The 25,694-nt window shown below is 72.8% G+C and carries 24 protein-coding genes; 9 read left to right on the top strand and 15 right to left on the bottom strand.

Going from position 1 to position 25,694, the window contains the following annotated elements; translation table 11 throughout:
• Positions 1-101: 101 nt before the first annotated feature.
• Complete coding sequence (locus tag OERS_RS17595; RefSeq protein ID WP_056644728.1) at positions 102-707, bottom strand: TetR/AcrR family transcriptional regulator; 606 nt, start codon at positions 705-707, stop codon at positions 102-104.
• 136 nt (positions 708-843) lie between these two features.
• On the opposite strand from OERS_RS17595, the gene OERS_RS17600 reads away from it, so the two are divergent.
• The 8 genes from OERS_RS17600 to OERS_RS17640 all read left to right on the top strand — a co-directional run bounded on the left by OERS_RS17600 (position 844) and on the right by OERS_RS17640 (position 10,345).
• Positions 844-2,205, top strand: a complete 1,362-nt coding sequence (locus OERS_RS17600) for a sigma-54-dependent transcriptional regulator family protein (RefSeq protein WP_068627405.1) — start codon at positions 844-846, stop codon at positions 2,203-2,205.
• Positions 2,206-2,396: 191 nt separating this feature from the next.
• Positions 2,397-3,920, top strand: coding sequence for an aldehyde dehydrogenase (gene adh, locus OERS_RS17605; RefSeq protein WP_056644733.1), 1,524 nt, complete (start codon positions 2,397-2,399; stop codon positions 3,918-3,920).
• 99 nt (positions 3,921-4,019) lie between these two features.
• Entirely contained in the window at positions 4,020-4,715 is a 696-nt protein-coding gene (locus OERS_RS20815; protein ID WP_082849267.1) for a DUF779 domain-containing protein, read from the top strand.
• A gap of 348 nt (positions 4,716-5,063) precedes the next feature.
• Positions 5,064-6,506 (top strand): sugar porter family MFS transporter, encoded by a 1,443-nt coding sequence (locus OERS_RS17620; protein WP_068627406.1) that lies wholly within the window; start codon positions 5,064-5,066, stop codon positions 6,504-6,506.
• An 85-nt stretch (positions 6,507-6,591) separates the two neighbouring features.
• Positions 6,592-6,888 carry an antibiotic biosynthesis monooxygenase gene (locus tag OERS_RS17625; RefSeq protein ID WP_056644741.1) on the top strand — a complete coding sequence of 99 codons (297 nt, stop codon included), beginning with the start codon at positions 6,592-6,594 and terminating at the stop codon, positions 6,886-6,888.
• Positions 6,889-6,938: 50 nt separating this feature from the next.
• A complete protein-coding gene (locus OERS_RS17630; RefSeq protein ID WP_068627407.1) occupies positions 6,939-7,505 on the top strand; it encodes a DinB family protein in 567 nt (188 codons plus the stop codon).
• A 141-nt stretch (positions 7,506-7,646) separates the two neighbouring features.
• On the top strand, positions 7,647-8,645 hold the full coding sequence (locus OERS_RS17635; protein WP_056644746.1) for a hypothetical protein: 999 nt from the start codon (positions 7,647-7,649) through the stop codon (positions 8,643-8,645).
• A 578-nt stretch (positions 8,646-9,223) separates the two neighbouring features.
• A complete protein-coding gene (locus OERS_RS17640; protein ID WP_068627408.1) occupies positions 9,224-10,345 on the top strand; it encodes a pirin family protein in 1,122 nt (373 codons plus the stop codon).
• Positions 10,346-10,373: 28 nt separating this feature from the next.
• Here OERS_RS17640 and OERS_RS17645 read toward each other — a convergent pair whose 3' ends face one another.
• From OERS_RS17645 to OERS_RS17680, 9 genes are all read right to left on the bottom strand, one after another.
• A complete protein-coding gene (locus tag OERS_RS17645; protein WP_083201591.1) occupies positions 10,374-11,642 on the bottom strand; it encodes an FtsX-like permease family protein in 1,269 nt (422 codons plus the stop codon).
• Entirely contained in the window at positions 11,639-12,280 is a 642-nt protein-coding gene (locus OERS_RS17650; protein WP_068627409.1) for an ABC transporter ATP-binding protein, read from the bottom strand. The genes OERS_RS17645 and OERS_RS17650 overlap by 4 nt, the downstream gene beginning before the upstream one ends.
• A complete protein-coding gene (locus OERS_RS17655) occupies positions 12,277-13,416 on the bottom strand; it encodes a peptidoglycan-binding protein (RefSeq protein WP_139107922.1) in 1,140 nt (379 codons plus the stop codon). Before OERS_RS17655 ends, OERS_RS17650 begins: the two co-directional genes overlap by 4 nt.
• Before the next feature lie 204 nt (positions 13,417-13,620).
• On the bottom strand, positions 13,621-14,229 hold the full coding sequence (locus OERS_RS21285; protein ID WP_139107923.1) for a hypothetical protein: 609 nt from the start codon (positions 14,227-14,229) through the stop codon (positions 13,621-13,623).
• A 160-nt stretch (positions 14,230-14,389) separates the two neighbouring features.
• Positions 14,390-14,704 carry a hypothetical protein gene (locus OERS_RS21290; protein ID WP_139107924.1) on the bottom strand — a complete coding sequence of 105 codons (315 nt, stop codon included), beginning with the start codon at positions 14,702-14,704 and terminating at the stop codon, positions 14,390-14,392.
• A gap of 251 nt (positions 14,705-14,955) precedes the next feature.
• Complete coding sequence (gene narI / locus OERS_RS17665; protein ID WP_068627412.1) at positions 14,956-15,711, bottom strand: respiratory nitrate reductase subunit gamma; 756 nt, start codon at positions 15,709-15,711, stop codon at positions 14,956-14,958.
• Positions 15,708-16,460: a nitrate reductase molybdenum cofactor assembly chaperone gene (gene narJ, locus OERS_RS17670; RefSeq protein WP_248948722.1), complete on the bottom strand. Its 753-nt coding sequence runs from the start codon at positions 16,458-16,460 to the stop codon at positions 15,708-15,710. The genes narI and narJ overlap by 4 nt, the downstream gene beginning before the upstream one ends.
• Positions 16,457-18,163, bottom strand: coding sequence for a nitrate reductase subunit beta (narH, locus tag OERS_RS17675; protein WP_068627414.1), 1,707 nt, complete (start codon positions 18,161-18,163; stop codon positions 16,457-16,459). The genes narJ and narH overlap by 4 nt, the downstream gene beginning before the upstream one ends.
• A 73-nt stretch (positions 18,164-18,236) precedes the next feature.
• Positions 18,237-22,181, bottom strand: a complete 3,945-nt coding sequence (locus OERS_RS17680) for a nitrate reductase subunit alpha (RefSeq protein ID WP_083201592.1) — start codon at positions 22,179-22,181, stop codon at positions 18,237-18,239.
• Positions 22,182-22,311: 130 nt separating this feature from the next.
• Here OERS_RS17680 and OERS_RS17685 point away from each other — a divergent pair, with 130 nt between their 5' ends.
• Complete coding sequence (locus OERS_RS17685) at positions 22,312-22,842, top strand: MogA/MoaB family molybdenum cofactor biosynthesis protein (protein ID WP_068627415.1); 531 nt, start codon at positions 22,312-22,314, stop codon at positions 22,840-22,842.
• 36 nt (positions 22,843-22,878) lie between these two features.
• On the opposite strand, the gene OERS_RS17690 is transcribed toward OERS_RS17685, so the two are convergent.
• The 5 genes from OERS_RS17690 to OERS_RS17710 form a co-directional block, all read right to left on the bottom strand.
• Entirely contained in the window at positions 22,879-23,115 is a 237-nt protein-coding gene (locus OERS_RS17690; protein ID WP_068627416.1) for a MoaD/ThiS family protein, read from the bottom strand.
• A gap of 1 nt (position 23,116) precedes the next feature.
• Entirely contained in the window at positions 23,117-23,467 is a 351-nt protein-coding gene (locus OERS_RS17695; protein WP_068627417.1) for a DUF6457 domain-containing protein, read from the bottom strand.
• Complete coding sequence (gene mobA / locus OERS_RS17700) at positions 23,464-24,216, bottom strand: molybdenum cofactor guanylyltransferase (RefSeq protein WP_248948724.1); 753 nt, start codon at positions 24,214-24,216, stop codon at positions 23,464-23,466. Before mobA ends, OERS_RS17695 begins: the two co-directional genes overlap by 4 nt.
• The gene (gene moaC / locus OERS_RS17705) at positions 24,213-24,686 is read right to left on the bottom strand and encodes a cyclic pyranopterin monophosphate synthase MoaC (protein ID WP_056644764.1); all 474 of its coding nucleotides are present in this window, start codon (positions 24,684-24,686) and stop codon (positions 24,213-24,215) included. Before moaC ends, mobA begins: the two co-directional genes overlap by 4 nt.
• Positions 24,683-25,694: molybdopterin molybdotransferase MoeA (locus tag OERS_RS17710; RefSeq protein ID WP_139107925.1), on the bottom strand; the 1,012-nt coding region annotated here is incomplete at its 5' end. The genes moaC and OERS_RS17710, both read right to left, overlap by 4 nt.

Below are 25,694 nucleotides of genomic sequence, written 5' to 3' on the forward strand. Positions count from 1 at the left end.
GGGGGGGGGGGGGGGGCGGGGCGGGGAGGGCGCGGGCCGCGGGGGCCGGGGCGGTCGGGGTCACGCCGCAGGCTCGCAGCCGGTCGTGCGGGGTGTCAACCTCAACCGGCCACGAGCTCCTGGGTCCCGACGGCCCGCAGGACGAACGCCTCGGTGGCCTCGATCGCGCGCTCGCGCTGGGCGGGGTCCTCGGGGATGAGGCGGCCCGAGAGGCACGCGTTGACGAGCTGGACCGTGGTGCCGAGGTCCTGCTCGGGGAACTCGCCGCACGCGATGCCCGCGGTCAGGATGCGGCGCAGCGTGTCCTCGACGATCACGGCGTGCTCGCGCAGGCGCTGCTGCGTGCCGCGCGAGAGCACGGTGCGCAGGTCCGGCCCGGGGGCCAGGTGGAAGACGCGCTTGAGCTGTGCCTGCTGGCGGATGTAGGTGCGGAGCTGCTCGACCGGGTCGTCGACCCCCTCGAGCGCGCGCTCCAGGGTGCCGACGTACTGCTCGGTCTCGTGCGTGATGAACCCCAGGAGCAGCGACTCCTTGTCGGGGAAGTGGTTGTACACCGCGGTGCGTCCCACGCCCGCCGCGGCGGCGATGTCCGCGAGCGAGATCGCGTCGAAACCGCGGTCCATCATGAGGTTCGAGAGCGCCGCGAAGAGCTTCTGACGGGTCTGTGCGCGGTGCTCGTGGAGCGAACCGCCGATGATCTTCGGCATGCTGACATCATAGGCACTTGCTGTCAGAATGCTAATTCGCGAGATCCTGCGGCTCCTGAGCCCTCCCGGCGGCGCGGCTGCCTACACTGGCAGCAGCCCCGGATCGACCCGACAAGGACGTCGGAGGAAGGCGACCATGACCGACCATCGTGCACCCGCCCGCTCCGACGGTCCCGCCGCACGCCCCGGCCCGGGCGCCACGCCCCGGCCCGCATCCGTCCGCGCGGCCCGCGAGGCCTTCCTCAGCACGGGGGCGCTCCCGCCCGGCGTCCGTCCCCTCGTGGCCGAGTCGTGGCGCCGCAGCGCACGCAGCGGCGTGGACCCCGACTCGCCCCAGCCGGACACGTCGATCACCGACCTCGACCTCGGCGCCTACCGGTCGCAGCACCCGCTCGCACGGGCCATGCCGATCGTGCGCGACCTCCTGGTCGCGGGCCTCGCGGGCGAGAGCGCGGTCGTCGCGATGACCGACGACGCCGGCCGCCTCCTGTGGGTCGAGGGCAGCTCGAGCGTGCGCGACCAGGTAGGACGCATCGGGTTCGTCGAGGGGGCGGTGTGGCGCGAGGAGCGCGTCGGGACCAACGCTCCCGGCACCGCGCTCGCCACGGGCCGCCCGGTCCAGGTGCTGGGCGCCGAGCACTTCACGCGCCCCGTCCAGTCGTTCAACTGCGCGGCCGCGCCCGTGCGCGACCTGCACACGGGCCGTGTCCTGGGTGTCCTGGACGTCACGGGAGGCCGGGTCGCGGGGTCGGGGCTCGTGCTCTCGCTCGTGCGGGCGTCGGTCGCGGCGGTCGAGCGCGAGCTCGCCGAGCACGTCGCGCCCGGCGGTCGGTTCGCGGGGGCCGCGAGCGCCCCGCAGCTCGACGTCCTGGGCCGCTCGGGCGGCGTCCTGCGCGCGGCACCGGGGGCAGCCGCGGGGTGGCCCGGCCCGGCCACGTACGCGACGGTGCCCGACGGCGGTACGCACGCTGCGCCGTCGGGCCGCCTGAGCCTTCGCCACAGCGAGATCCTCCTGCTGCTCGCCGCGCACCCGCGGGGGCTCGGTGCGGACGAGCTGGCCGTGCTGCTGCACCCGGGCGAGCTGTCGGACGTCACGGTGCGGGCCGAGGTGTCGCGCCTGCGGCGGGCCGCGGGGCCGCTGCTGGGCGGATCGCGGCCGTACCGGCTGGGCGGGCCGCTGCGCACGGACCTCGACACGGTCCGCGACCTGCTCGCGGTGGGCGACGTGCACGGCGCGCTGACCGCGTACGCGGGTCCCGTGCTGCCGAGGTCGGTCGCGCCGGGCGTCGAGCAGCTGCGCGACGAGCTCTCGGCCGAGGTGCGAGGGGCGATCCTCGCGTCGGGCGACCCGGGGGCCGTGGGGCGCTGGCTCGCGAGCGACGAGGGCGCCGACGACCACGCGGCGTGGCGTCGGCTCGCGGGACTGGCCGTACCTGGCAGCCCCGCAGCGGCGCGCGCGAGGGCGCGTCTCGCGCTGCTGGACCGCGCGCTGGGCTGAGGCGCCCTCCCGGACCGACCCGCGCTCGATCTGACACCGTGACTGCAACCCTCCTGCAACCCTGGCGCCCGTAGCGTCCTGACCAGCCCGGCGCAACGGTGCGCCACGGGCTGCGGACCGCGTCGGCCGGCAGGCAGCCGACACCACGCGGGCCGCGCACGGCACGGAGCACTGCAAGGAGGCAGACGCACATGACCGTCTACGCAGCACCCGGTACCCCCGGGGCGATCGCCGAGTACAGGTCCCGCTACGACCACTGGATCGGTGGCGAGTACGTCGCCCCGGCGAGCGGCCGCTACTTCGAGAACCCGAGCCCCGTCACGGGCCGCACCTTCACCGAGGTCGCGCGCGGCACGGCCGAGGACATCGACCGCGCGCTGGACGCCGCGCACGGCGCCGCCCGCACCTGGGGGAAGACCACGGCGACCGAGCGCGCCGTGATCCTCAACAAGATCGCCGACCGCATGGAGGCCAACCTCGAGAAGATCGCGGTCGCCGAGACGTGGGAGAACGGCAAGCCCGTGCGCGAGACGCTCGCCGCGGACATCCCGCTCGCGATCGACCACTTCCGCTACTTCGCGGGCGCGATCCGGGCGCAGGAGGGCTCGATCTCCGAGATCGACGAGGACACCATCGCCTACCACTTCCACGAGCCGCTGGGCGTGGTGGGGCAGATCATCCCGTGGAACTTCCCCATCCTCATGGCGGTGTGGAAGCTGGCCCCCGCGCTCGCGGCGGGCAACTGCGTGGTCCTCAAGCCCGCCGAGCAGACGCCCGCGTCGATCCTGTTCCTGATCGACATCATCGGGGACCTGCTGCCCCCGGGCGTCCTCAACGTGGTCAACGGGTTCGGGGTCGAGGCGGGCAAGCCGCTCGCGTCGAGCCCGCGCATCCGCAAGATCGCGTTCACGGGCGAGACCACGACGGGCCGGCTCATCATGCAGTACGCGAGCCAGAACATCATCCCGGTCACGCTCGAGCTGGGCGGCAAGTCGCCCAACCTGTTCTTCGAGGACGTGGCGCGCGAGAAGGACGACTTCTACGACAAGGCCCTCGAGGGGTTCACCATGTTCGCCCTCAACCAGGGCGAGGTGTGCACGTGCCCGTCGCGCGCGCTCATCCAGTCGTCGATCTACGACTCGTTCCTGGGCGACGCGATCGAGCGGACCAAGGCGGTCAAGCAGGGCAACCCCCTGGACACCGAGACCATGATCGGCGCGCAGGCGTCGAACGACCAGCTCGAGAAGATCCTCAGCTACATCGACATCGGCAAGGCCGAGGGCGCCAAGGTCCTCACGGGCGGCACGCGGGCGGAGATGAGCGGCGACCTCGCGGGCGGCTACTACGTGACGCCGACGATCTTCGAGGGCAAGAACTCGATGCGCATCTTCCAGGAGGAGATCTTCGGGCCCGTCGTCGCGGTCACGGACTTCGCGGACTTCGACGACGCGATCACGGTCGCGAACGACACCCTGTACGGCCTGGGCGCGGGCGTGTGGTCGCGCGAGGCCAACATCGCCTACCGGGCGGGCCGCGAGATCCAGGCGGGCCGCGTGTGGACGAACTGCTACCACGCGTACCCCGCGGCGGCGGCGTTCGGCGGGTACAAGGGCTCGGGCGTGGGCCGCGAGAACCACAAGATGATGCTCGACCACTACCAGCAGACCAAGAACCTCCTGGTCAGCTACTCGGCCTCGAAGCTCGGCTTCTTCTAGGCCTGGCGCAGGCCACCACGTGCGGGTCCGGGGGAGTCCCGGGCCCGCACGCGGTGTAGCGCACCGTCCGGACCGTCCGCCACGAGGGAAGAAGGAACCATGCCCGACGACGTCACGCCCGCCCCGCAGGTCACCGCACCGGGGGCGGTGGGGATCGTGCCGGGCGGGGCGGTGGGCCTCCCGGCCGGCGAGCCGCCCGAGCGGGTGACCCTCACCGAGGGTGCTGCCGAGCTCCTGGCACGGCTGCGCGTGCAGTACGGCGAGCTCATGTTCCACCAGTCCGGCGGGTGCTGCGACGGCTCGTCGCCCATGTGCTACCCGCAGGGGGAGTTCCTCACGTCGGACGCCGACGTGCACCTGGGGGACCTGGTGGTCACGGACTCGTACTCGGCCCTGGCCGACGTGCCCGACGCCCTGCCGCTCGGAGGACTGTCGGACGACCCTGCGCTCGTGGTGCCCCCGGGTCCCGCGGCGCCGGACCCCGGGCCGACGGCACCCCGAAGGGCGGCGACGGTGCTGTCGGCCGCCGTCTCGGGGCACGTGCTGTCGGAGCCTGCGGGGGCACCGGGTCTCGCGGGCGACGAGACGCGGGCCGGGGGACCCACGTTCACCGTGCCGTTCTGGATGAGCCGCAACCAGTTCGAGTACTGGAAGCACACGCACCTGACGGTCGACGTGGTCCCGGGACGGGGGTCGGGGTTCAGCGTCGAGGCGCCCGAGGGCGTGCGGTTCATGATCCGCTCGAGGCTGTTCTCGGACGAGGAGTCGGCGGCGCTCGAGGGCCAGGTGCTCTGACGAGTTGGCGGGCCCGGGTGCTCCGACGAGTTGTCAGAACTGAGCCGGGCCATGCACCTGGCAGGTTCTGACAGGTCGCACGGCCGAGGATTCGTTGTCAGAACTGAGCCGGGGCATACCCCGGCTCAGTTCTGACAACTCATCGGCGCCCGTGCTCCTCGCGGCTCATCAGGCCTGCGGCCCTCGCGACGCGCCCGGCGCCCAGGACCGTACGTCCCCCGCGGACGGCGCCCGAACCCACCGCCCGGCGCCCCGGACCGTACGCCTCCCGCGCACGCCGCTCGCACCCGCCGCGCATCACACCTCGCCACCGTGCCCGGCCACCCGTCGCATGGCAGTGTTCCGACCATGACCCCCGAACCACCCGTGGCCCCGCCCGTCCCCGCCCGCGTCCCCGGCCGGGTCGTGCTCGCGTGCCTCGCGGCGGCCCTCGGCGGGCTCCTGTTCGGGTTCGACACCTCGGTCGTCAACTCGGCCGTCGGTGCGCTGAGCGAGCACTTCGAGCTGACCGCGAGCATGCGGGGCATGGTGGCCTCGCTGTCGCTGCTGGGCTGCGCGGTGGGGGCGTGGTTCGCAGGGTCGGTCTCGGAGCGCCTCGGGCGCGTCAAGGTCATGGTCCTCTCGGCACTCCTGTTCGGGGTCTGCGCGGTGCTCGCGGCCTTCGCCCCGTCGGTCGCTCTGCTGCTGCCCGTGCGCCTGCTCGCGGGGGTCGGGATCGGCGCGGCCTCGGTCATGGCCCCGGCCTACATCGCAGAGGTCGCCCCGGCGCGGGCCCGCGGGCGGCTCGGGGGGCTCCAGCAGCTCTTCATCACGATCGGGATCTTCGTGGCGCTCGCGGCCGGGCTCGCCATGGCCCGCGCGGCCGGCGGTGCGGCGCACGAGCTGTGGGGCGGCCTCCCGGCCTGGCGCTGGATGTTCCTCGCCGAGCTCGTCCCCGCCGCGCTCTACGCGCTCGCGGCGTTCCGCCTGCCCGAGTCGCCCCGCTACCTGGTGTCCCAGGGGCGCGAGGACGAGGCCAAGGCGGTCCTGCAGCGCCTCACGGGTGTCGGTGACCGCGAGGTCGACGACGCGGTGCACGAGATCCGGGCCTCGATCGGTGAGCACGCGACGACGTCGCTGCGCGACCTGCGCGGCTCGGCGCTGGGTCTCAAGCCCATCGTGTGGATCGGGCTGGGCGTGGCGGCACTCATCCAGCTCAGCGGCATCAACGCGGTGTTCGTCTACTCGACGTCCCTGTGGGAGTCGGTAGGCTTCACCGAGTCGCGAGCCCTGACCATGTCGCTCGTGACCGCAGCGGTCAACATCGCCGTGACGGTCGTCGCGATCGGGCTCGCGGACCGGTTCGGGCGCCGACCCATGCTCGCGGCCGGGTCGGTCGGGATGGCGGTCTCGCTCGCGGTCACGGCCTTCGCGTTCGGGCACGCGACGACGTCGGCCTCGGGCGAGCTGGTCTTCCCGCAGGTGTGGGCCATGACCGCGCTCGTGGCCGTGAACCTCATGGTCGTCTCGTTCGGCCTGACGTGGGGGCCGCTCGGCTGGGTCCTGCTCGGCGAGATGTTCCCCCACTCGATCCGCGCGACGGCGCTCGCGGTCGCGACGGCCGTGCAGTGGTTCGTGAACTACGGCGTGACGCGCTCGTTCCCCGTCGTGAGCGAGTCATGGGGGCTGCCCGCGACGTACGGGACGTTCGCGGCGATCTCGGCGTTCGCGGTGTTCTTCGTGCTGCGGTTCCTCCCCGAGACCAAGGGCCGGACCCTCGAGCAGATGGGGGACGGGGCCCGGGCGGGGTGACGTCCAGGATCTCACCCTGTCGGGCGCTTCCCCGGGCCCTGGCGGGAACCGTAGCGTTGGATCGGATACCTGGGGAGGGCCGCCGATGTTCACGCAGGTCATCGTGCACCGCCCCAAGGACGAGTTCCGGGGGGCGACCGTGGCGTACCTCCAGCGCGTGACCGGGGCCGCGCGGGAGCTCTCGGGCATCGTCGAGGCCGTGGTGTGGTCCGAGGGCGACGGCGAGCGGATCGTGGTCACCACCACGTGGGAGTCCCCCGCGGCCTTCGCAGCGGGCGAGGACGCGTTGTTCGACCTGATCCATGGCGTCCCGTTCACGGAGTGGATGCAGGAGCCTCTCGACGTCCTGCTCCTCGACGAGATCCCGCCACCTGCTGCCTGAGCACCGGGCAGGGGTTCACGCTCGCCGGGCGCGGGCCTACCATTCCGTGCATGACGACGACGCCCGCCCCGCCCGCCCCGCAGGACCCCACGGGGATCACCCCGGACACCAAGGACTGGACGTGGGTGCTCGAGCGCCCGTGCCCGGAGTGCGGATTCGTGTCGTCGAGCGTGGACCCGGACCAGGTGGGCCCCGCGGTACGCGCAGCCGTCCCGCGGTGGCAGGAGGTCCTGGAGCGTCCCGACGCGACGCTGCGCCCGGACGAGCACACGTGGTCCCCGCTCGAGTACGCGGCGCACGTGCGCGACGTGTTCGGCATCTTCGACGTGCGGCTCGCGTCGATGGTCGAGGGTGACGACCCGCAGTTCGCCAACTGGGACCAGGACGCCGCCGCGGTCGAGGGCGACTACGCGAGCCAGGACCCGCAGGTGCTGTCGCGCGAGCTCGCGTTCGCGGGCGACCGGGTCGCGGGCCGGTTCGACGCCGTCGGACCCGACGACTGGGAGCGCCCGGGACGTCGCTCGAACGGCTCGGTCTTCACGGTCCGCACGCTCGGGCAGTACTTCCTGCACGACGTGGTCCACCACCTGCACGACGTGGGCGCGTCGACCACCTGACGTCCGCCCGTGCGACCGTCAGGCCACCCGGCCCGCCCAGGCCAGGACGAGCCCCGTCGGCCCGCCCGGCGTCCCGCGCACGACCCACGCCCGTAACCTCCCGGCATTCTTGGCGGTCGTCGCCCCGTCTAGCGTCACGTCATGACGCTTCCTCTGACGGGGTCGGTCCCCGAGATGTACAGCAGTGACCATCTGCTCGCGCTGCCGCGCTCGCGTGGCGTGGCGCGTCCGGGGATCGAGGCGCTCGCCACGGCCTGGTTCCCGGAGGCGGGGTGGGTCAGCGAGCCGTCGAGCGGTCCGGCGGAGCGTCCCATGGCAGGTGCCCGCTTCCGCGGCGTGGTGCCCGACGACGTCCGCCGCCCCGGGGTGCTGCGGCTCACCGAGGGTGTGGAGGTCGTGGGGCCGTTCGTGGTCCCGGCGCCGCAGTCGCTCGCGCTGGACCTGGCCTCGTCGGTCGCCGAGCTGTGGGCCGTGCGCGTGGCGCACCGGTCGCGCGACCGGCTCCCGGCCGAGGTCGACGACCGCGACGGCCTCGCCCGGGTCTTCGCCGCGGGGCTCCCGGACGACGTGGAGCTGCGGGTGCTGCGGTGGATGGTGGCCGCTGCGCGCAAGGTCGGGGGCACGCTGTTCGTCGACGGCGCGGTGCCGCTCGCGCCCGAGCCCGCGGCTGCGGTCGACCTGACGCTCTACAGCGCGCAGGCCCTGACCCCTGATGCCGCGCTCGGCTCGCTCCAGACCGTGGTCCCGGGCGCGCGCGTCGTGGAGGTCGTGGAGCGCCCGGACCGTCTGGTCGACTACGCGCTCGACGGGGAGACGGCCTACGACGGCGCGCTGCGGGTCGTGGTGCGCAAGGTGGACGTGGTCCCGGCGGTGCTAGGTGCCCTGGACTGGCGCGAGTACGGCCCGTTCGCGTACCGCATGAGCTGGGTCCCGGCGGACCCGTACGAGCTCGAGGTCGAGGAGCCGTCGGGCCTGCACCTCATCGCGCGCTCGCGGATGCGGGCCTCGGTGGCCCGGCTCGCGTCGGTCCTGCAGGGGCGGGCGGCCGGCGTGCTCGTGGACGACGGCGGCTTCGAGGTGACGTCCGCGGAGGTGGACGAACGCATCGCGGCGGTGAGCACGGCCCGCTTCTGGGTGTGACCCGCCCCCCAGAGTTATCCACAGATTCTGTGCACAAGCCTGTGGGTAACTCCGTGAGGCCGGGCCTCCGGTTGTGGACGAACCTGTGGTCTCGGCCCGGGCAGAAATACCTCGTGCGGAGGTCTTGCCGCGGGCCCCAGCACAGGACTAGAAACGACAGTGTTGGCTCCGACGGGTACGGACGAGGCAGCCCCGACGACGCTCTCCCGCACGGGAGGACGGACCGGCAAGGACGCTGGAACCACAACCCCGAGGGACCCTGGTCGACCGGAAAACGGTGGGACGTCTCGTGGCCGCAAGGCCCCGAGCTGCGGGTGACGACGCAGGTCTCCAGCGGACCGGAAGACCGATCGTGAGAGACACCTCCCAAGGAGACCGGGGCGGACTTCGGTGCGTCGCGGGGGAGGCGTCGAGCCGCGACGTCGACGCGGAGCCCGGCCGGCCTACCCCTGCGGCCGACCGCACAGGGCACACGGTCATCAGCGAGGCCCCCGGCAGCTGTCGGGGGCCTCGCTGAGTCACGGGCCCCTCGCACGCCCGGGTGGGCCCCGGTCCGGGCGCGCGCCTACGCTCGACCCATGAGCAACCTCGAGACCCGGCCCCGCGAAGAGGTGTGCGCCGCGGGGAGCCATGCTCCGTCGTCGGGCACCCCCGGCACCCCACCGCGCGTGGAGATCCTCGACCACCGCCAGGTCCCGCTCGGCGGGACCCGCGCCATGGACGTGCGCCGCACCCTGCCGCAGCGCGCTCGCTCGCTCGTGGGTGCGTGGTGCTTCCTGGACCACTACGGCCCCGACGACGTCTCGACCTCAGACGGTATGCAGGTGCCCCCGCACCCGCACACGGGCCTGCAGACCGTGAGCTGGCTCTTCGAGGGCGAGATCCTGCACCGCGACTCGGTCGGCTCGCTGCAGACCGTACGGCCGGGCGAGCTCAACCTCATGACGGCCGGGCGGGGCATCTCGCACTCGGAGGAGTCGCCCGCGGGCCTCCGGCCGCCTCTGCTGCACGGGGTGCAGCTGTGGGTCGCGCTGCCGGGGGACCGGCTCGGCGACGAGCCGTTCTTCGAGCACCACGGCGACCTGCCCCTGTGGAGCGGGCCGGGAGGGGAGCGTGTCCAGGTGCTCGTGGGTTCGCTGAGCGTGGGCGGCGTCGAGCTGCGGTCGGCCGCGACGGTCTTCACGCCCCTGGTCGGGGCGCAGGTCGACCTGCCAGCGGGGGTCTCGGTCCAGGTCGAGGTGGATCCGCGGTTCGAGCACGCGCTGCTCGTCGATGCGGGCGACGCGTCGTTCGAGGGCGTTGCCGTGCCGGTCGCGTCGCTCGGCTACGTCGAGCCGGGGTGCTCGACGGTGACGGTGTCGGCGGGTGAGCGCCCCGTGCGCGCTGTGCTGATCGGCGGTGAGCCGTTCGCCGAGGAGATCGTCATGTGGTGGAACTTCGTGGGCCGCTCGCACGACGAGGTCGCGGCCGCCCGCGCGGACTGGATGGCCCAGGTCGAGGTCGCCCAGGGCGACGAGCCGGGCGTGCCCGCAGCGGGCGGGGCGAAGGTGCCCGTGCCGGTCCCTGGAGACGGCGGCACGCGGTACGCCGCGGGGGCGTCGGGCCGCCGGTTCGGAGAGGTCGTGGGGTACGACGGCGGGCCGCTGCCGGCCCCGGTCCTGCCGGACGTGCGGCTCAAGCCGCGCAGACGGCCTGCCTGAGCTGTTGCGCGCGAGCTGGCCTCGGGGGTCAGGGGACGCGCAGGATCCGTACCGGGTCCCTGTGGGCCGCCGCCAGTGCGGGCGGCACGGCCCCCGCGAGGGCGATGAGGACCGCGAGGGTCGCGACCCCGGCTGTGAACGTCGGGTCGGGCAGGTTCCCCGTGAGGCGGTGCACGACGGCGAGCCCGCCCCCGACGCCCAGGACGACCCCGGCGAGCGCGGCGGCTCCTGTCTGGACGAGCACGAGCACGATGATCGCGGTGCGGGTCGCCCCGAGCGCGCGTCGCCGACCGAAGTCACGACGCCTGCCCGCGACGGCCCCGAGCATCGTGATGGTGATGAGCGCGAGCCCCACCCCGAGCACCACGGCCATGAGCTGCCTCGACGAGGCGCCGAGCTCCCCGGCGACGACCTCGCGCAGCACGAGCGCACCGTCGGGCGTCTCGACCGTGATCTGGCGGGGCTCGGCCGCGGGCACGACGGCGGGCAGGGCTGCGGCGAGCGGGTCGACCGCGCCTACGTCGGTCGCCATGGCGTAGAGGTAGCGGGCCTCGACGGGCGGGGCGGCGCCCGCGGAGGTGCCGGGACCGCTGGGGGGGAGCGGCGTCGTCGGGCTGGGCACGAGGACGCCGCTGCTGAGCGACGCGAGCGGTCCCGCCGCCTCGTAGACCCCGACCACGGGCCACGAGCGCGGACCGTCGGTGACGATCCCGACCCCGTCGGCAAGTCCGAGCGTGCGGGCGGCGTCGACCCCGACCACCGCCTCGCCCTCGCGTGGCGCGCGTCCCGTGATGACCTCGAGCGCGGGCGGCAGCCCGCCGAACAGGGGGCGCAGCGCGACCCCGGGCGACAGCCCTCCGGTGTCGGCGTTGCGGACGTCGGTCACCGAACCCAGCGCGAACGCCCAGCTCACGGAGTCGAGGCGAGCAAGGTCTTCGACCCCGCGCGCCTGCATGTGGGCGTTGCCCGACTGGTCGAACGCCGTGACGAGCCGAGTGCCCGCGCCGTCGATGCGGTCCATGACGGCTCGCTCGGCGGCCGCGGACTGCCCGGTGGTCGCGAACACCACGAGGCACACGATCGCGACGACGAGTGCCGCGGTCGCGGTCGCGACGGGCTGGGCCAGTGCGGACTTCACGCCGTCCGCGAGGAGCCGGGAGGGGCGGGGTGTCCCGGGCCACCGCCCCGTGGGCGTCCGCTCCACCGTGCCCGACGGCGCAGCACCCGTCAGGAGGTCCGGCGTGGCCGGGAGCGGCTCGGGTACGGGGGGTGCGAGCTGCTGCTCGGGGGAGCTCATGCGAGGACCAACCGGTGGTCGGCCTCGGCCGCGAGCTGCTCGTCGTGGGTCGCGATGACGACCGTCGCCCCGTCGCGGGCGTGGACGTGCAGGGCGTCCCACACGATGCGGGCCGACGCGTGGTCGAGGTTGCCCGTGGGTTCGTCGCCGAACACCACGCGTGGCGAGGTCAGCAACGCTCGGCACAAGGCCACGCGCTGAGCCTGACCGCCCGAGATCTCACCGGGACGGTGTGTCGCCCGGTGCCCCACGCCGAACCGGTCGAGCAGGGCCGCGGCGCGTGTGCGGGCTGTCCGGGCGGGCATACCCGCGAAAAGGGCCCCCTCGCAGACGTTGTCGGTGATGGTACGGGCCGGGTCGAGCATCGCGTCCTGGAAGACGAAGCCGACGTCCGCGGCCCGCAGGCGCGATCGCTCGGCGTCGGGCAGCGCGGTGACGGGCCGGCCGTCCCACAGCACCTCGCCCGACGTCGTGCGCAGCATGAGCGCCAGGATGTAGAGCAGCGTCGACTTGCCGGACCCCGACGGGCCCGTGACGGCCGTGAGCGCGCCCGGCGCGAACGCCGTCGTCAGGCTCTCGATCACAGGCGCCGAGCCCTTGCGGTAGGCGAACGTCAGGTCGCTCGTCGCGAGGGTCACGGGGCGGATCCGTCGGTCGCTGCGGAGTCTTCGGGGACCGAGGAGCCCGAGGTGCTCGCTGTGTCCCGGGCGTCGGCCGGGTTCTTCTCCCCGAACAGGCGCACGGCGTCGCCCACCGCGATGCCGTCGACGACGGCGCGGCCGTTGCCCTGGGACCGGATCGTGACGGGGACCTGCGTCCCGTCCTCGGCGACGACGAACGCGTCGCCGTTCGCCAGGGTTCCCACGGCCGCGGCGGGCACCGTGGGGCCCGTGGACGCCTCGACCGTGATGATGTTCCCGGTGAACAGCGCGTCCTTCTCCGCCACGGGGACGCCGCCGCACCCGGTGCCGCACAGCGGACCCCCGTCGTGGGCCGTGAGGGTCAGGACGAGCAGGCCGTCGGACGTCGTGGTCGCCGAGGCGATCACCCCGTCCCAGGTGACATCGGTTCCGGTCACGGACACGGGGCCCGAGGTCGGGACGACCTGTGCCTGGTCGACCGCGAGCTCCATGACGAACGTCGGGGTCAGGCCGAGCGAGGACACCACGGGCTGTCCGGGGGCGAGCTGAGCACCGACCGTGACCGCCTCGTCGAGGACCACGCGGGCGGGCAGGGGGCTCGCGAAGACGACGTCTCCCGCTCGGACCACACCGTCCTGCTCGACCCCGGCTCTCTTCTGCCACGTCTTGACCGCGGTCGTGGTCGCCACCCCGAACTCTCCGTCCGGGGTGCGGACCTCGAGATATCCGGCGTCACGGAGGAACTCCTGGAGCTGTCGGACGTCCGCCCCCTCGGCGCCTTCTGCGAGGTCGCGGAAGGCGGGGACCGTGCCGGACATCACGACGACCGGTCGCAGATCCACGGTGTACAGGACGTCCCCGGCCGCGACCGTGTCCCCCTCGGCGACCTCGAGCGAGGTCACCGTCCCGGTCGCCGCGCCCGTCCCGAGCGGTGCCTTGTCCCAACGGGCCGCGACGGGGAAGGACATCGAGTTGCCGACCGTCTCCTCCCGCACGGTGTAGAGCGGGACCGTCGAATCGGCCTCGGGTACCGACGGCGGCGCGAACGTCGCACGGCCCGCCCACAGCCCGCCCGCTGCAGCGAGCAGCACCACCAGAACCCAGGCCGCACGGGCCCCCCACCTGCGTGTCATGATCTTCCGTTCATCGTCGAGCGTTCGGTCGCGCTGGGCGCGCGGAGCACCTGCCCGGTCGAGACGCAGCCGCTCGGCGTCCGGCTCCTTGCCGTCATCCACGAGCCGGCCCACCGCGAACGTCTCACCGGAGGGGGACCAGCCAGGATCGAGAAGCCGGATGGTCCCCGTCCGTCGGGCTCCGGTGGGCCGATCACGCGACGATCACCCGTTGGGCATGTCCCCTGCGAACTCGGTCGTGTAGACGATGCCGTCCTCGACGCAGATCGACTTGAGCCGGTACCACTCGTCCTCGGAGATCTCCGGCTCGGCCTCGAGAAGTGCGGCGTACGGTGACCAGACGTCGACCGTGTCGGCCTGGTTGAAGGAATCGATCCAGGTCTCGCGGCTCGGCGGGTTGGACGGGGAGTGTCCCTCGGCGAGCAGGCAGCCGTGCGTGTCGACGACGCGGTCGTAGAACACGTCTGCCGTGGGGAAATCCTGCTCTCCCATCTGCTCGACGGCATTGTCGTAGCAGCCCTCCAGGACCGTAGCGAAAGCCTTCTGTTGTTCAGGTGGCGTGCTGGACAGATCGATCGAGACTCCTCCGTCGATCTCTGTCGTCACTGCATATCCGTTCTCGCGGGCGCAGGCTTCTTGGAGGGCGGTGAAGGCTTCTGTGGTTTGTCGCTGCTCGGCCATCCACGCGGGCGGTGTGTAGGGGGCGTCCGGAGCTTGCTGTGGTGGAGCGGGTGTGCAGGCCGCGCAGGCGAGAAGTACTGCAGAAAGCAGGATCGAGCTGCCGAGTCGTGCGGCGGAAAATGAGGTGCTCATCGGGAGCCTCCGTCGTGGATGAGGCCGACCAAACAGCAGCGTGACCGGGCTGGAGAATACTGGGCCTTCGGGGTGATCGGAACCGTCGGGACGGATCGCAGCGAAGGATGGTGGGGATGGTTCCCCGGGACGTCGAGAAGCCATCCCCACCGGTGAGCTGCTACACGCTGCAGGTGTAGGACCAACCCGGGTTGGTCGTCAGGTTGTTCGACACGCTCCAGCGGACAGCGCCCGCAACACCGCTGCGAGCCTTCGCGGTGGCGATGCTCCCGTTCGACGTGGAAGCGCTCTTGTAGGTGCCGCCAGAGTTCACACCGACAAAGGACTTGGAGGTGCCGGTCGTCACCTGAAAGCGACCCCCGGGGCAGTCTCCCGTGCCGCTGATCGTGACGGCGCTTGCGCTACCTGCCGGAACGAAGATCAGAGCGGCGGCCATGAGCAGGCCGATCGCTCCCCCTGCTGACTTGCGATGCATCGATGCACCTTTCGTCGGGGCCGCGCACGACGTTGCGCAGCGGCCCTTACTTACTGGACGTGACCCAACGTAGTGGTATTGCGAGGAGTTTGTCCACCGGTGCTCAAGAGGTTCCGGAATCAACTACCGACCGGTCGGGATTAGGCCACGGGATCCCCGTCTGTGTTTGCGGGCGGAGAAAGGGGCCGCTATTCCCGACGAAATAGCGGCCCCTTTCTCCGCCCGCAAAGACGCGGACAAGAAGCACCGACCTACGGGCCCGGCCGCTCCGACGGGTCCCAGCCGGGCCGCGGCTCACGGGACGCCACGGCGGCGTCGCGCGAGCGGTACACGATGTATGGCCGGAACATGTACGGCACGGGCGCCGAGAACGCGTGCACGAGCCGGGTGAAGGGCCACAGGATGAACAGCAGGTTGGCCGCGACGATGTGGAGCTGGAACGCCGCGGGCACGCCTGCCATGAGCTCGGGCTGCGGCTGGAGGTACCAGAGCGAGCGGAACCACGGCGAGATGGTCTCGCGGTAGTCGTACCCGTGGTTCGCGGCGAGGAGCTGGGTCTGGACCGTCGCCCACGTCCCGAGCACGATCGACGCCGCGAGGAACACGTACATGACCTTGTCCATGCGCGTGGTCGCGAGGAAGACAGGGCCCGTGGTCCGTCGGCGGTAGATGAGGATGAGGAGCCCCGCGACGAGCACGAGCGCGGCGAGCGCACCCATGTACGTCGCGACGAAGTGATAGGCGCCCTCGCTGATCCCTACGGCCTCGGTCCACGTCTTGGGGATCACGAGGCCCATGAGGTGCCCGAGGATCACGAACAGCAGCCCGAAGTGGAACATGGGCGACCCGAGCCGCAGCAGCTTCTTCTCGTAGAGCTCGCTCGACCGCGTGGTCCAGCCGAACTTGTCGTACCGGTACCGCCACACGGACCCGACGACGAACACCGCGAAGGTCACGTAGGGGAAGACCACCCACAGCAGGATGCTCCCCGTGCTCGCACCGTTCATCGTCGTACCTCCTCGGAGGGCGCCCCAGTGGGGGCGAAGGGTTCGAGCGGTCCCATGGCCGACAGCCCGACCATCTCGGTCGGCGGCCCGGAGGTCACGAGCTCGAGGTACCGCCGCTCGGTCTCGGCGTCGAGCGGGGGCAGGGTCAGGCTCACGGCCTCGACCACGAGCGCGTACGGGCTGGCCATGGCGGCGAGCGCAGAGCGCAGCACCTCGATGCCCTGGCGGTGCGAGCCGAGCAGGCCCGCGGCGATGCGCTCCTCGTCGCGGGACCGGGCGCGCGCGGAGAACTCGAGGGCCATGGGGAGGTAGTCGGGCAGCTCCTCGCCGTCGACCTCCCACCCGGCCGCGCGGTAGGCCTGCACGAACCGCACGAGCGCCATGCCGCGCTTCCGGGTGTCCCCGGCGGCGTAGTAGGAGAGGTACATCGAGCACTTGCGCTTGAGGTCGAACGTCGCGACGTAGCGCGCCTCGAGCGCCGCGGGGTCGCCGGCTTCGAGGTCGTCGAGGAACGCGTCGAGCCGCGCCTGCACGGCGTCGGGAAGCTGCCCGACGACGTCGCGCACCTCGCGCGCGGCGGCGAGCGTCCCGGCGTCGGGGTAGTCGAGCAGGAGCGAGGCGGCCATGTGGGTGGTGCGCCGCTGCGCGGGCGTGGCCCGGACCGGGGCGAGGGGCTCCAGGAGCGGGGTGCGCGCCGTCGGGCGGGGCAGGAACGTGGTCGAGGGCGACCTCGTGAACAGGCCCATCATCGGGCCGCCGTTCCGTCGTCGGACGTGTCCCGCCCGGGCCCCTCGGCCCCGTCGGGAGTGCCCGGCGGGAACAGGCCCGCGGGCCGGCCGTTGCCGTCCCAGTTGAGGAGGTTGACGCGCCCCGAGGTCGACGGACCGTTGGGGGAGTCGGCCGTCTGGCGGGCCTGCAGGACGTGGAAGTTCTCGACCGCGACGGGCACCGGTGTCCCGCTCGACGAGCCGAACGGCCCGGCGCCGCCCATGCCGCCCATCCCGGGGCCGCCGTCGAAGTCGAGCGAGCAGCTGATCTCCTCGAGCTCGCGCGCGATCTCCTGGTGCGCCGTGGGGATGACGTAGCGGTCCTCGTACTTGGCGATCGCGAGCAGGCGGTACATCTCCTGGATCTCGGTGCCCGTCATGCCGACCGCGCGGGCGATGGCCTCGTTGGGCTCCTCGCCCAGGTTGATGTCGCGCATGTAGGAGCGCATCGCAGCGAGTCGGCGCAGCGTGCGCTCGACCGGCACGGTGTCGCCCGCGGTGAACAGCCCTGCGAGGTACTCGAGCGGGATGCGGAGCTTGGAGATCGCCGCGAACAGGGTGCGCGGGTCCTCGCCGTCGTTGCCCGACGAGCCGACCACGTCGACCACGGGCGACAGCGGCGGGATGTACCAGACCATGGGCATGGTCCGGTACTCGGGGTGCAGCGGCAGCGCCACGCGGTACTTCTGGATGAGGGCCCAGATCGGGGAGGCCTGGGCGGCCGCGATCCAGTCCTCGGGGATCCCTTCGGCCCGGGCTGCGGCGACGATCTCGGGGTCGTGCGGGTCCAGGAACACCGAGCGCTGGGACTCGAGGAGCTCGTGCTCGTCCTCGACCGACGCGGCCTCGGTCACGCGGTCGGCGTCGTACAGGACCAGGCCCAGGTAGCGCAGGCGCCCCACGCACGTCTCGGAGCAGACCGTGGGCAGGCCGACCTCGAGGCGCGGGTAGCACAGCGTGCACTTCTCGGCCTTGCCGGTCTTGTGGTTGAAGTAGACCTTCTTGTACGGGCAGCCCGTGACGCACATGCGCCACCCGCGGCACTGGTCCTGGTCCACCAGGACGATCCCGTCCTCGGCCCGCTTGTACATGGCCCCCGACGGGCACGACGCGACGCACGCCGGGTTGAGGCAGTGCTCGCAGATGCGGGGCAGGTAGAACATGAACGTCTGCTCGAACTCCGAGGCCACGTGCTCGCTCATGTGCTGCAGGATGGGGTCGTCCTGCATGGTCTCCTTGGACCCGCCCAGGTCGTCGTCCCAGTTGGCCGACCACTCGATCTTCATGTCCTCGCCCGTGAGCAGCGACTTGGGCTTCGCGACGGGGGTGTGCGGGCCCTGCGGGGCCGAGAGCAGCATGTCGTACTCGTACGTCCACGGCTCGTAGTACTCGTGGATCGAGGGGAGCTTGGGGTTGGAGAAGATCGTCGCGAGCTTCTTGGCCCGCCCGCCCGCGCGGAGCTTGAGCTTGCCGCGCCTGGTCCGGACCCAGCCGCCCTGCCACTTCTCCTGGTCCTGGTAGGTCCGGGGGTAGCCGAGCCCGGGCCGCGTCTCGACGTTGTTGAACCACACGTACTCGACGCCCGTGCGGTTCGTCCATGCCTGCTTGCACGTGACCGAGCACGTGTGGCACCCGATGCACTTGTCGAGGTTCATGACCATCGACATCTGAGCCATCACGCGCACGGTGCCACCTCCTGGTCGGATCGGTACGTCAGCGGACGGCGACGGGGGCCCAGTCGCCTCTGCGGGGCGCCCATCAGTACGTCACGTCCTGCGAGCGGCGGCGGATCGTCGTGACCTCGTCGCGCTGGTTGCCCGTGGGGCCCAGGTAGTTGAACGCGAAGGCCAGCTGCGCGTAGCCCCCGACGAGGTGGCTGGGCTTGAGCAGCACACGTGTCAGCGAGTTGTGGATGCCGCCGCGCAGCCCCGAGGTCTCGGCGAGCGGGACGTCGATCGTGCGGTCGGTCGCGTGGTGCATGTAGACCGTGCCCTCGGGCATGCGGTGCGAGACCACGGCCCGGGCCACGACCACGCCGTTGCGGTTGTACGCCTCGATCCACTCGTTGTCGCGGACCCCGATCTTGTCGGCGTCGCGCGGCGACATCCAGACGTTCGGCCCGCCGCGCGAGAGCGAGAGCATGAACAGGTTGTCCTGGTACTCCGAGTGGATGGACCACTTGGAGTGCGGGGTCAGGTACCGCACCGCGACCTCGGCCTGGCCCTCCGAGCCGGGGTACCCGCTCGGGGAGCGGTCGCCCAGAGGCGGGGAGTCGGGGAACAGGCGGTGCATGTCGAGCGGCGGCCGGAACACGGGCAGCTGCTCACCGAGCTCGGTCATCCAGTCGTGGTCGAGGAAGAAGTGCTGGCGCCCCGTGAGGGTGTGCCAGGGCTTGAGCCGCTCGACGTTGATCGCGAACGCGGTGTACCGCCGACCCCCGTGCTCCGAGCCGGACCACTCGGGAGAGGTGATGACCGTCGTCGGGCGGGACTGGACGTCGGGGAACGTGACGCGCTTGCCCTGCTCGTCGCGCGCGAGGTCCGCGAGCTCGACGCCCGTGCGCTTCTCGACGTGCTCGAACCCCTGGACCGCGAGGCGACCGTTGGTCGTGCCCGACAGCGCCAGGATCATCTCGCACGCGTGCGTGTCCTTGTCGAGCCGCGGGCGCCCCGCCGCGGGGCCCGAGGGCACGAGACCGTTCTTCTGCCCCAGGACCCGCACCTCCTCGCCGGGCGAGAACTGGACGCCCTTGGTGACCATGCCGAGCTTCTCGGTGAGCGGGCCGAGCGAGGCCATGCGGTCCGCGAACGCCGGGTAGTCGCGCTCGACCACGACGAGCTTGGGCATGGTCACGCCCGGGACGAGGGGCCGGGACGCCGACCCCGCGCCCGAGTCGACGATCGTGCCGTGCGGCACGGACATGGCGTCCGGGGTGTCGTGCAGCAGGGGCGCGGCCACGAGGTCCTTGCGCACGCCCAGGTGCTCGACCGAGTACTCGCTGATCTTCTTCGCGATCGTGTGGAAGATGTCGAAGTCGGTACGGGTCTGCCAGGGCGGGCTGATCGCGGGGTTGAACGAGTGCACGAACGGGTGCATGTCGGTCGTGGACAGGTCGTGCTTCTCGTACCAGGTGGCCGCGGGCAGCACGACGTCGGAGAACAGCGTGGTGCTCGTCATGCGGAAGTCGAGGGTCGTGAGCAGGTCGAGCTTGCCGCGCGGCGCCTCCTCGGCCCACTCGATCGACTGCGGGCGCCGCCCCGGCGCGGACTCGTCCGCGAGCACCGCGGAGTCCGTCCCGAGCAGGTGCTTGAGGAAGTACTCGTTGCCCTTGCCCGAGGACCCCAGGATGTTGGCCCGCCACACCGTGACGCAGCGCGGGAAGTTCTCGGGGGCGTCGGGGGCCTCGACCGCGAACCTGAGCGCGCCGTTGCGCAGCTCGGAGACCACGTAGTCCGCAGGCTCGGCCCCGGCCGCCTCGGCCTGGTCCACGAGGTCGAGCGGGTTGCGGTCGAACGTCGGGTAGCTGGGCATCCAGCCGCGCTGCGCGGACTCGACCAGGCAGTCGGCCGTGGTCCGGCCCGCGAACATGCCCGAGCCCAGCGGTGTCGCGAGCGCGTCGGCGGGCAGCCCGTCGTAGCGCCACTGGTCGGTCGCGACGTACCAGAACGCCGTGCCGATCATCTGGCGCGGGGGCCGCGACCAGTCCAGGCCGCCCGCGTACTGCGCCCACCCGGTGACGGGCCGGCACTTCTCCTGCCCGACGTAGTGCGCCCAGCCGCCGCCGTTGACGCCCTGGCAGCCCGTCATGGTCGTCAGCGCGAGCATGGCCCGGTAGATCGTGTCGGCGTGGAACCAGTGGTTGGCGCCGGCGCCCATGATGATCATCGAGCGCCCGCCCGACCTCTCGGCGTTGTCCGCGAACTCGCGGCCGATCCGTGCGGCCGCCGCCGCCGGGACCCCCGTGAACTGCTCCTGCCACGCCGGGGTGCCGGGGGAGTCCGCGTCGTCGTAGCCCGTGGGCCACTCGCCGGGCAGGTCCAGGTCCTCCCGGTTCACGCCGTACCGGGCCAGCAGCAGGTCGAACACCGTGGTCACCAGGTGCCCGCCCACGCGCCGCACCGGCACGCCGCGCGTGACCGAGCCCGCGCCGCCGGTGTGCCGCCCGGTCTCGCCCAGGTCGGGGTCGGGCGAGAGGTCGAAGCGCGGCAGGTCCACGCGCACGGTCTCGACCCGAGTGCCACCCGGGCCCGACGGCGCCGCTCCCGTCAGCAGGTCGGGCCCGGCGGTCGTGTGGCCGTCCGCGACCGACAGCAGCGGTTCGACGCCCTCCAGGTCGAGGTTCCACTTCCCCTCGTCGGCCTCGCCGAACCGGTGGCCCAGCGTGCCGTTCGGGATCACGGGCGAGCCGTCGGCGTCGAGCAGGACGGGCTTGAAGGCCGCGTTCGCGGCGCTCGCGGCGCCCGGCAGGACGTCGTCGGCCAGGTCGGCCGCGGTGAGGAACTTGCCCGGGACGTAGGTGACGTCCCCCGCGGGGCGGGCGGCGCCGTCGGGCGCTGTGCCCGCTGTGCCCGGTCTGCCCGCCGGGCTCGGCGTGAGCGTCACGAGGAACGGCGAGTCCGTGAACCTCGTCAGGTAGTCCACGAACGGCGCCGTGCGACGTTCCACGTGGAACTCCCGCAGGATGACGTGACCCATCGCGAGAGCCAGCGCGCCGTCGGTGCCGGGGTGCACCGCGAGCCACTCGTCCGCGAACTTGGTGTTGTCCGCGTAGTCGGGCGAGACCACGATCACCTTCTGGCCGCGGTAGCGCGCCTCGGCCATGAAGTGCGCGTCGGGCGTGCGGGTCACGGGGATGTTCGAGCCCCACATGATGCAGTACGAGGAGTTCCACCAGTCGGCCGACTCGGGCACGTCGGTCTGGTCGCCGAACACCTGCGGCGAGGCGACCGGGAGGTCCGCGTACCAGTCGTAGAAGGACAGCATCGCGCCGCCCAGCATCGAGATGAACCGCGCGCCCACGCCGTGCGAGACCATCGACATCGCCGGGATGGGCGAGAAGCCCGCGATGCGGTCCGGGCCGTAGGTCTTGATCGTGTGAACGTGGGCCGCCGCGACGATCTCCGCGGCCTCGTCCCACGACGCCCGGACCAGGCCGCCCTTGCCGCGTGCCTGCTTGTACGCGCGCGCGGTCTCCGGGTCGCCCGTGACCTCGGCCCACGCCCGCACGGGGTCGCCCGTGCGTGCCTTGGCGTCGCGGAACGCGCGCAGCAGCACGCCGCGCACGTACGGGTACCGGACCCGCGTCGGCGAGTAGGTGTACCAGCTGAAGGCCGCGCCGCGCGGACAGCCGCGCGGCTCGTACTCGGGCGAGTCCGGGCCGACCGACGGGTAGTCCGTCTGCTGCGTCTCCCACGTGATGATGCCGTCCTTGACGTACACCTTCCACGAGCACGAGCCCGTGCAGTTCACGCCGTGCGTCGAGCGCACCACCTTGTCGTGCGACCACCGGTCCCGGTAGAAGACATCGCCCTCGCGGCCGCCCTGGAGGAACAGCTGCCGCAGGTCGGGCGAGACCTCTCCGCGGCGCAGGTGCTTGCCGAGCCGGAGCAGCGCGTCCTCACCACCGCCTCCGGGGGACTCAGGGCGTGCGGCGCCCGCGGCGCGGGCGGCGGTGCCCGGGCCGGGGACGGTGGACTGCGACATGCGACCTCCTGGGGCGAGCAGGACCGTGCGTGTACGTTCGTCTGCCTCGCAGTATGCCCAGGTCCGGTCGCCTCCGCCCGACGAGCACGGTTCCGTCGCCCCGCGCCGCGCGATTGTCTACGGTGCTCTCATGACCTCGTTCGACGGGCCCTCCGCGGGCTTCCCCCTCGCCCACCTGCCGGTCACCGTCGTCACGGTCTCCGACCGGGGCTCGCGCGGCGAGTCGACCGACCGGTCGGGCCCGCTCCTGGTCTCGCTCCTGGAGACGGGAGGCTTCGAGCGCGTCACGCTCCGTCTGGTGCCCGACGGCGTCGACTCCGTCCGCGGCGCCCTCACCTCGGCGCTGGTCGAGGGGGCGCGCCTCGTGGTCACCACGGGCGGGACGGGCATCGGCCCGCGCGACCACACGCCCGAGGGTACGGCCGAGGTCGTCGACCAGGAGCTGCCGGGCGTCGCCGAGGCGATCCGGCGTCGGGGCGCAACCGTGGTGCCCAGCGCGGTGCTCTCGCGCGGGATCGTCGGGACCGCGCCCGCCGCGCACGGGACGCGCGCGCTCGTCGTGAACCTGCCCGGGTCGCCGGGCGGGGTGCGGGACGGGTGGACCGTGCTCGAGCCGCTGCTGCCGCACGTGTTCTCGCAGCTCGCGGGTGGGGACCACTAGCTTCCGGCAGCCGCCGCCCCCGACCGATCCTGTCCGTCAGCCGCCCGCGAAGGGGGGCAGCACGTCGACCTGCTGGTCGTCGGCCAGCGCGACGCCGTGGTCCGCCGTCCGCACGCCGCCCACGAGCACCGAGCAGCGCGGCAGCACCTCGGCGAGCGCGGGGTGGCGCGTGGTCATCGCGGCGAAGAGCTCGCCGACCGAGGCGCCCGGGAGCGACTCCGTCTCGATCCCGGCCGCCTCAGCGGCCCCCGCGAAGTAGCGGACCTGCGGCACGTCACGCCCTCTCGAGCGAGGGATCTGCCGGGCTCGCTGCGCCTTCGGTCCCAGCGGTCCCAGCGGGGTCTGCGGATTCCTCGACGACCTCGTCGAGCGTCGCCTCGACGTCCCACGCGAGCGCGAGCTCGGTCGCCCGTTCCATGGCGTCCAGGCCGGGGTGGTCTGCCCCCTCGCCCGCCGAGAGCCCGGCGACGTACCCCGCGATGAACGTCGTCAAGGGTGCAGCGGGCCGCTCCACGCGGTGCGCGGCGTCCCGGGCCAGGTCGAGGATCGCTCCGATGTCCACCGCCTCGCGGTCCAGGTCGAACTCGTCGACGAGGGCGTCCACCCAACGCTCGAGGTTGCTCATGCCATGCCTCCCGATGATCCGTGCAGGTCGTGACTCGGAGTACTGCTCTGCGCGCGACGGTGCGCGTATGACTCCGCATCCTGCCACGTGTCGACGTCGGTGCTCAGGCCGTCCACGTCCTCGACCTCCAGGAGTCTCAGCCCTGAGACGAGGCGGCGGACCGGAGCGCCGTGCAGGCCCGACGGAGAGGGACCGCCCGCCGCCCCCGTGCGAGCGCCCTCGGACGGGGCCCCACCGGACCGGTCGCCGACCGGGACCTCCAGTGCGACGCGGGCCACCGCGGCGTCGAGCGCCTCACGCCGGTACAGGCCCACGAGCCACTGGGCCTTCCCGCCGGCCGCGAGGTGCACGCCGTCGACCACGTCGCCGCTCGTGCTCGCCCGGGGCGCGCCGGCCACGCTCGCCACGAGCAGCGGCACGGCCTCCGCGGCGCGCGGGACGTCGCAGGCGAGGAGCAGGACCCAGGGGGCGGCGCCGTCGGGCAGGGCGGCGAGGCCCGCCGCGGTGCCCGCGACCGGACCGCCGAACGGCGGGTCCTCGCGCGTGAGGACGTACGCGGGCGAGGCCAGGTCGGCAGGCCCGACGACGACCGTCGCCCGCGCGTCACGGGTCGCCGCGAGCACGTGGTCGAGCAGGCGGGCGCCGTCGACGACGAGCTGCGGCTTGGACGTGCCCAGACGCCGGGCACGACCCCCCGCGAGCACGACGGCGTCGAACGCGAGGACCTCCGGCGGCGGGGAGGTGCTCACACCGAGCGCACCCAGTCGCCCGACTTGCCGCCCGTCTTGGCCTGGAGGCGGACGTCGCTCAGCTCGACCGACTTGTCGAGCCCCTTGACCATGTCCACGACCGCGAGGCCGGCCACCGCGACGGCCGTGAGCGCCTCCATCTCGACCCCCGTGCGGTCTGCGGTGCGTACGGTCGCGCTGATCTCCACCCCGTGGTCCTGGACGTCGAGGTCCACGGTCGCGCCGTGCACCCCGATGATGTGCGCGAGCGGCAGCAGCTCGGCCGTCTTCTTGGCCCCCTGGATGCCCGCGATGCGCGCGACCGCGAGCACGTCGCCCTTGGGGACCTCGCCCGATCGCAGCGCCGCGACGATGTGGGGGCCGCAGCGGACGACGGCCGTCGCGGTCGCCGAGCGGACGGTGGGCTGCTTGAGGGTGACGTCGACCATGCGGGCGTGGCCGCGCTCGTCGAGGTGCGTGAACTCGCTCATGCGATCACCATGACACGCACGGTGTCGCCGGGCCCAACCGCCTCGACCTCGGGCGGCACGACCGCGATCGCGTCGGCCCGGGTCAGGGCCGAGACGTGGTGGGCGCCGGGCCCGACCGGTGCCACGCCGTCGTCCCCGACGAAACGCACCGGGAGGAACTGCTGGCGCCCTGCGGGCGATCGCCACCCCTCCTCGGCGATGCGCTCGACGAGGGGCTCGGCCGGGTCGAGGTGACCCGCGAGCCGGCGAACCGCGGGACGCACGAACGCCCGGAACGACACGTACGCGCTCACGGGGTTGCCCGGCAGCCCGAGCATCGGCGTCCCGCGCCAGCGCGCCGCGGCCTGCGGCTTGCCGGGCTGCATGCCGACCGCGACCAGCAGGACGTCGGAAGGGCCCTGCGCCGGGGGGAGCGCCGCGTCCTGGGTACCGCTCAGGACCTCCTTGACCACGTCGAACGCGCCCGCGCTGACCCCGCCCGACGTGACGATCAGGTCCACGTGGGGAGCGACGTCGTCGAGCACCGCGCGCAGCGCCTCGGCCGTGTCCGGGACCGCCCCCACGCGCACCGGGACGCCTCCCGCGTCGCGCACGCACGCCGCGAGCAGGAGCGAGTTGGAGTCGGGGATCTGGCCCGGGCCTGGCGCGGTCCCCACCGGGACCAGCTCGCTGCCCGTCGACAGCACCGCGACGCGCGGGACGCGGTGCACGGGCAGCGTCGCGTGGCCCGCCGAGGCGGCCGCGGAGACGAGCCGCGCGGTCGTCGGGGCGCCCGCCGCGGCCACGAGGTCGCCGATCGCGACGTCCTCCGCGCGGCGGCGGATGTTGGCGCGCGAGGGGGCGTCGACCTGGATGGTCGGGTCGAGGGGCGCACCGGGTGTGAAGCGACGCGTCGAGGTCCGCTCCACGGGCACGACGGCGTCGCACCAGTCGGGCACGGGCGCGCCCGTCATGATGCGGGTCGCCTCGGCCATGGACGGGTACGCGGTCCGCAGCGCGGACCTTGCG

It is taken from the genome of Oerskovia enterophila, assembly GCF_001692445.1.
Classification (GTDB): Bacteria; Actinomycetota; Actinomycetes; order Actinomycetales; family Cellulomonadaceae; genus Oerskovia; species Oerskovia enterophila.

Bases quoted from the DNA above. Each gene is read 5' to 3' on its own strand.
- narI (WP_068627412.1), bottom strand. From the start codon at position 15,711: ATGAACGGTGCGAGCACGGGGAGCATCCTGCTGTGGGTGGTCTTCCCC.
- adh (WP_056644733.1), top strand. From the start codon at position 2,397: ATGACCGTCTACGCAGCACCCGGTACCCCCGGGGCGATCGCCGAGTAC.
- OERS_RS20815 (WP_082849267.1), top strand. From the start codon at position 4,020: ATGCCCGACGACGTCACGCCCGCCCCGCAGGTCACCGCACCGGGGGCG.
- OERS_RS21285 (WP_139107923.1), bottom strand. From the start codon at position 14,229: ATGAGCACCTCATTTTCCGCCGCACGACTCGGCAGCTCGATCCTGCTT.
- narJ (WP_248948722.1), bottom strand. From the start codon at position 16,460: ATGATGGGCCTGTTCACGAGGTCGCCCTCGACCACGTTCCTGCCCCGC.
- OERS_RS17695 (WP_068627417.1), bottom strand. From the start codon at position 23,467: ATGAGCAACCTCGAGCGTTGGGTGGACGCCCTCGTCGACGAGTTCGAC.
- OERS_RS17680 (WP_083201592.1), bottom strand. From the start codon at position 22,181: ATGTCGCAGTCCACCGTCCCCGGCCCGGGCACCGCCGCCCGCGCCGCG.
- moaC (WP_056644764.1), bottom strand. From the start codon at position 24,686: ATGAGCGAGTTCACGCACCTCGACGAGCGCGGCCACGCCCGCATGGTC.
- OERS_RS21290 (WP_139107924.1), bottom strand. From the start codon at position 14,704: ATGCATCGCAAGTCAGCAGGGGGAGCGATCGGCCTGCTCATGGCCGCC.
- OERS_RS17600 (WP_068627405.1), top strand. From the start codon at position 844: ATGACCGACCATCGTGCACCCGCCCGCTCCGACGGTCCCGCCGCACGC.
- OERS_RS17635 (WP_056644746.1), top strand. From the start codon at position 7,647: ATGACGCTTCCTCTGACGGGGTCGGTCCCCGAGATGTACAGCAGTGAC.
- OERS_RS17640 (WP_068627408.1), top strand. From the start codon at position 9,224: ATGAGCAACCTCGAGACCCGGCCCCGCGAAGAGGTGTGCGCCGCGGGG.
- OERS_RS17655 (WP_139107922.1), bottom strand. From the start codon at position 13,416: ATGACACGCAGGTGGGGGGCCCGTGCGGCCTGGGTTCTGGTGGTGCTG.
- OERS_RS17645 (WP_083201591.1), bottom strand. From the start codon at position 11,642: ATGAGCTCCCCCGAGCAGCAGCTCGCACCCCCCGTACCCGAGCCGCTC.
- OERS_RS17620 (WP_068627406.1), top strand. From the start codon at position 5,064: ATGACCCCCGAACCACCCGTGGCCCCGCCCGTCCCCGCCCGCGTCCCC.
- OERS_RS17595 (WP_056644728.1), bottom strand. From the start codon at position 707: ATGCCGAAGATCATCGGCGGTTCGCTCCACGAGCACCGCGCACAGACC.
- OERS_RS17625 (WP_056644741.1), top strand. From the start codon at position 6,592: ATGTTCACGCAGGTCATCGTGCACCGCCCCAAGGACGAGTTCCGGGGG.
- OERS_RS17630 (WP_068627407.1), top strand. From the start codon at position 6,939: ATGACGACGACGCCCGCCCCGCCCGCCCCGCAGGACCCCACGGGGATC.
- OERS_RS17685 (WP_068627415.1), top strand. From the start codon at position 22,312: ATGACCTCGTTCGACGGGCCCTCCGCGGGCTTCCCCCTCGCCCACCTG.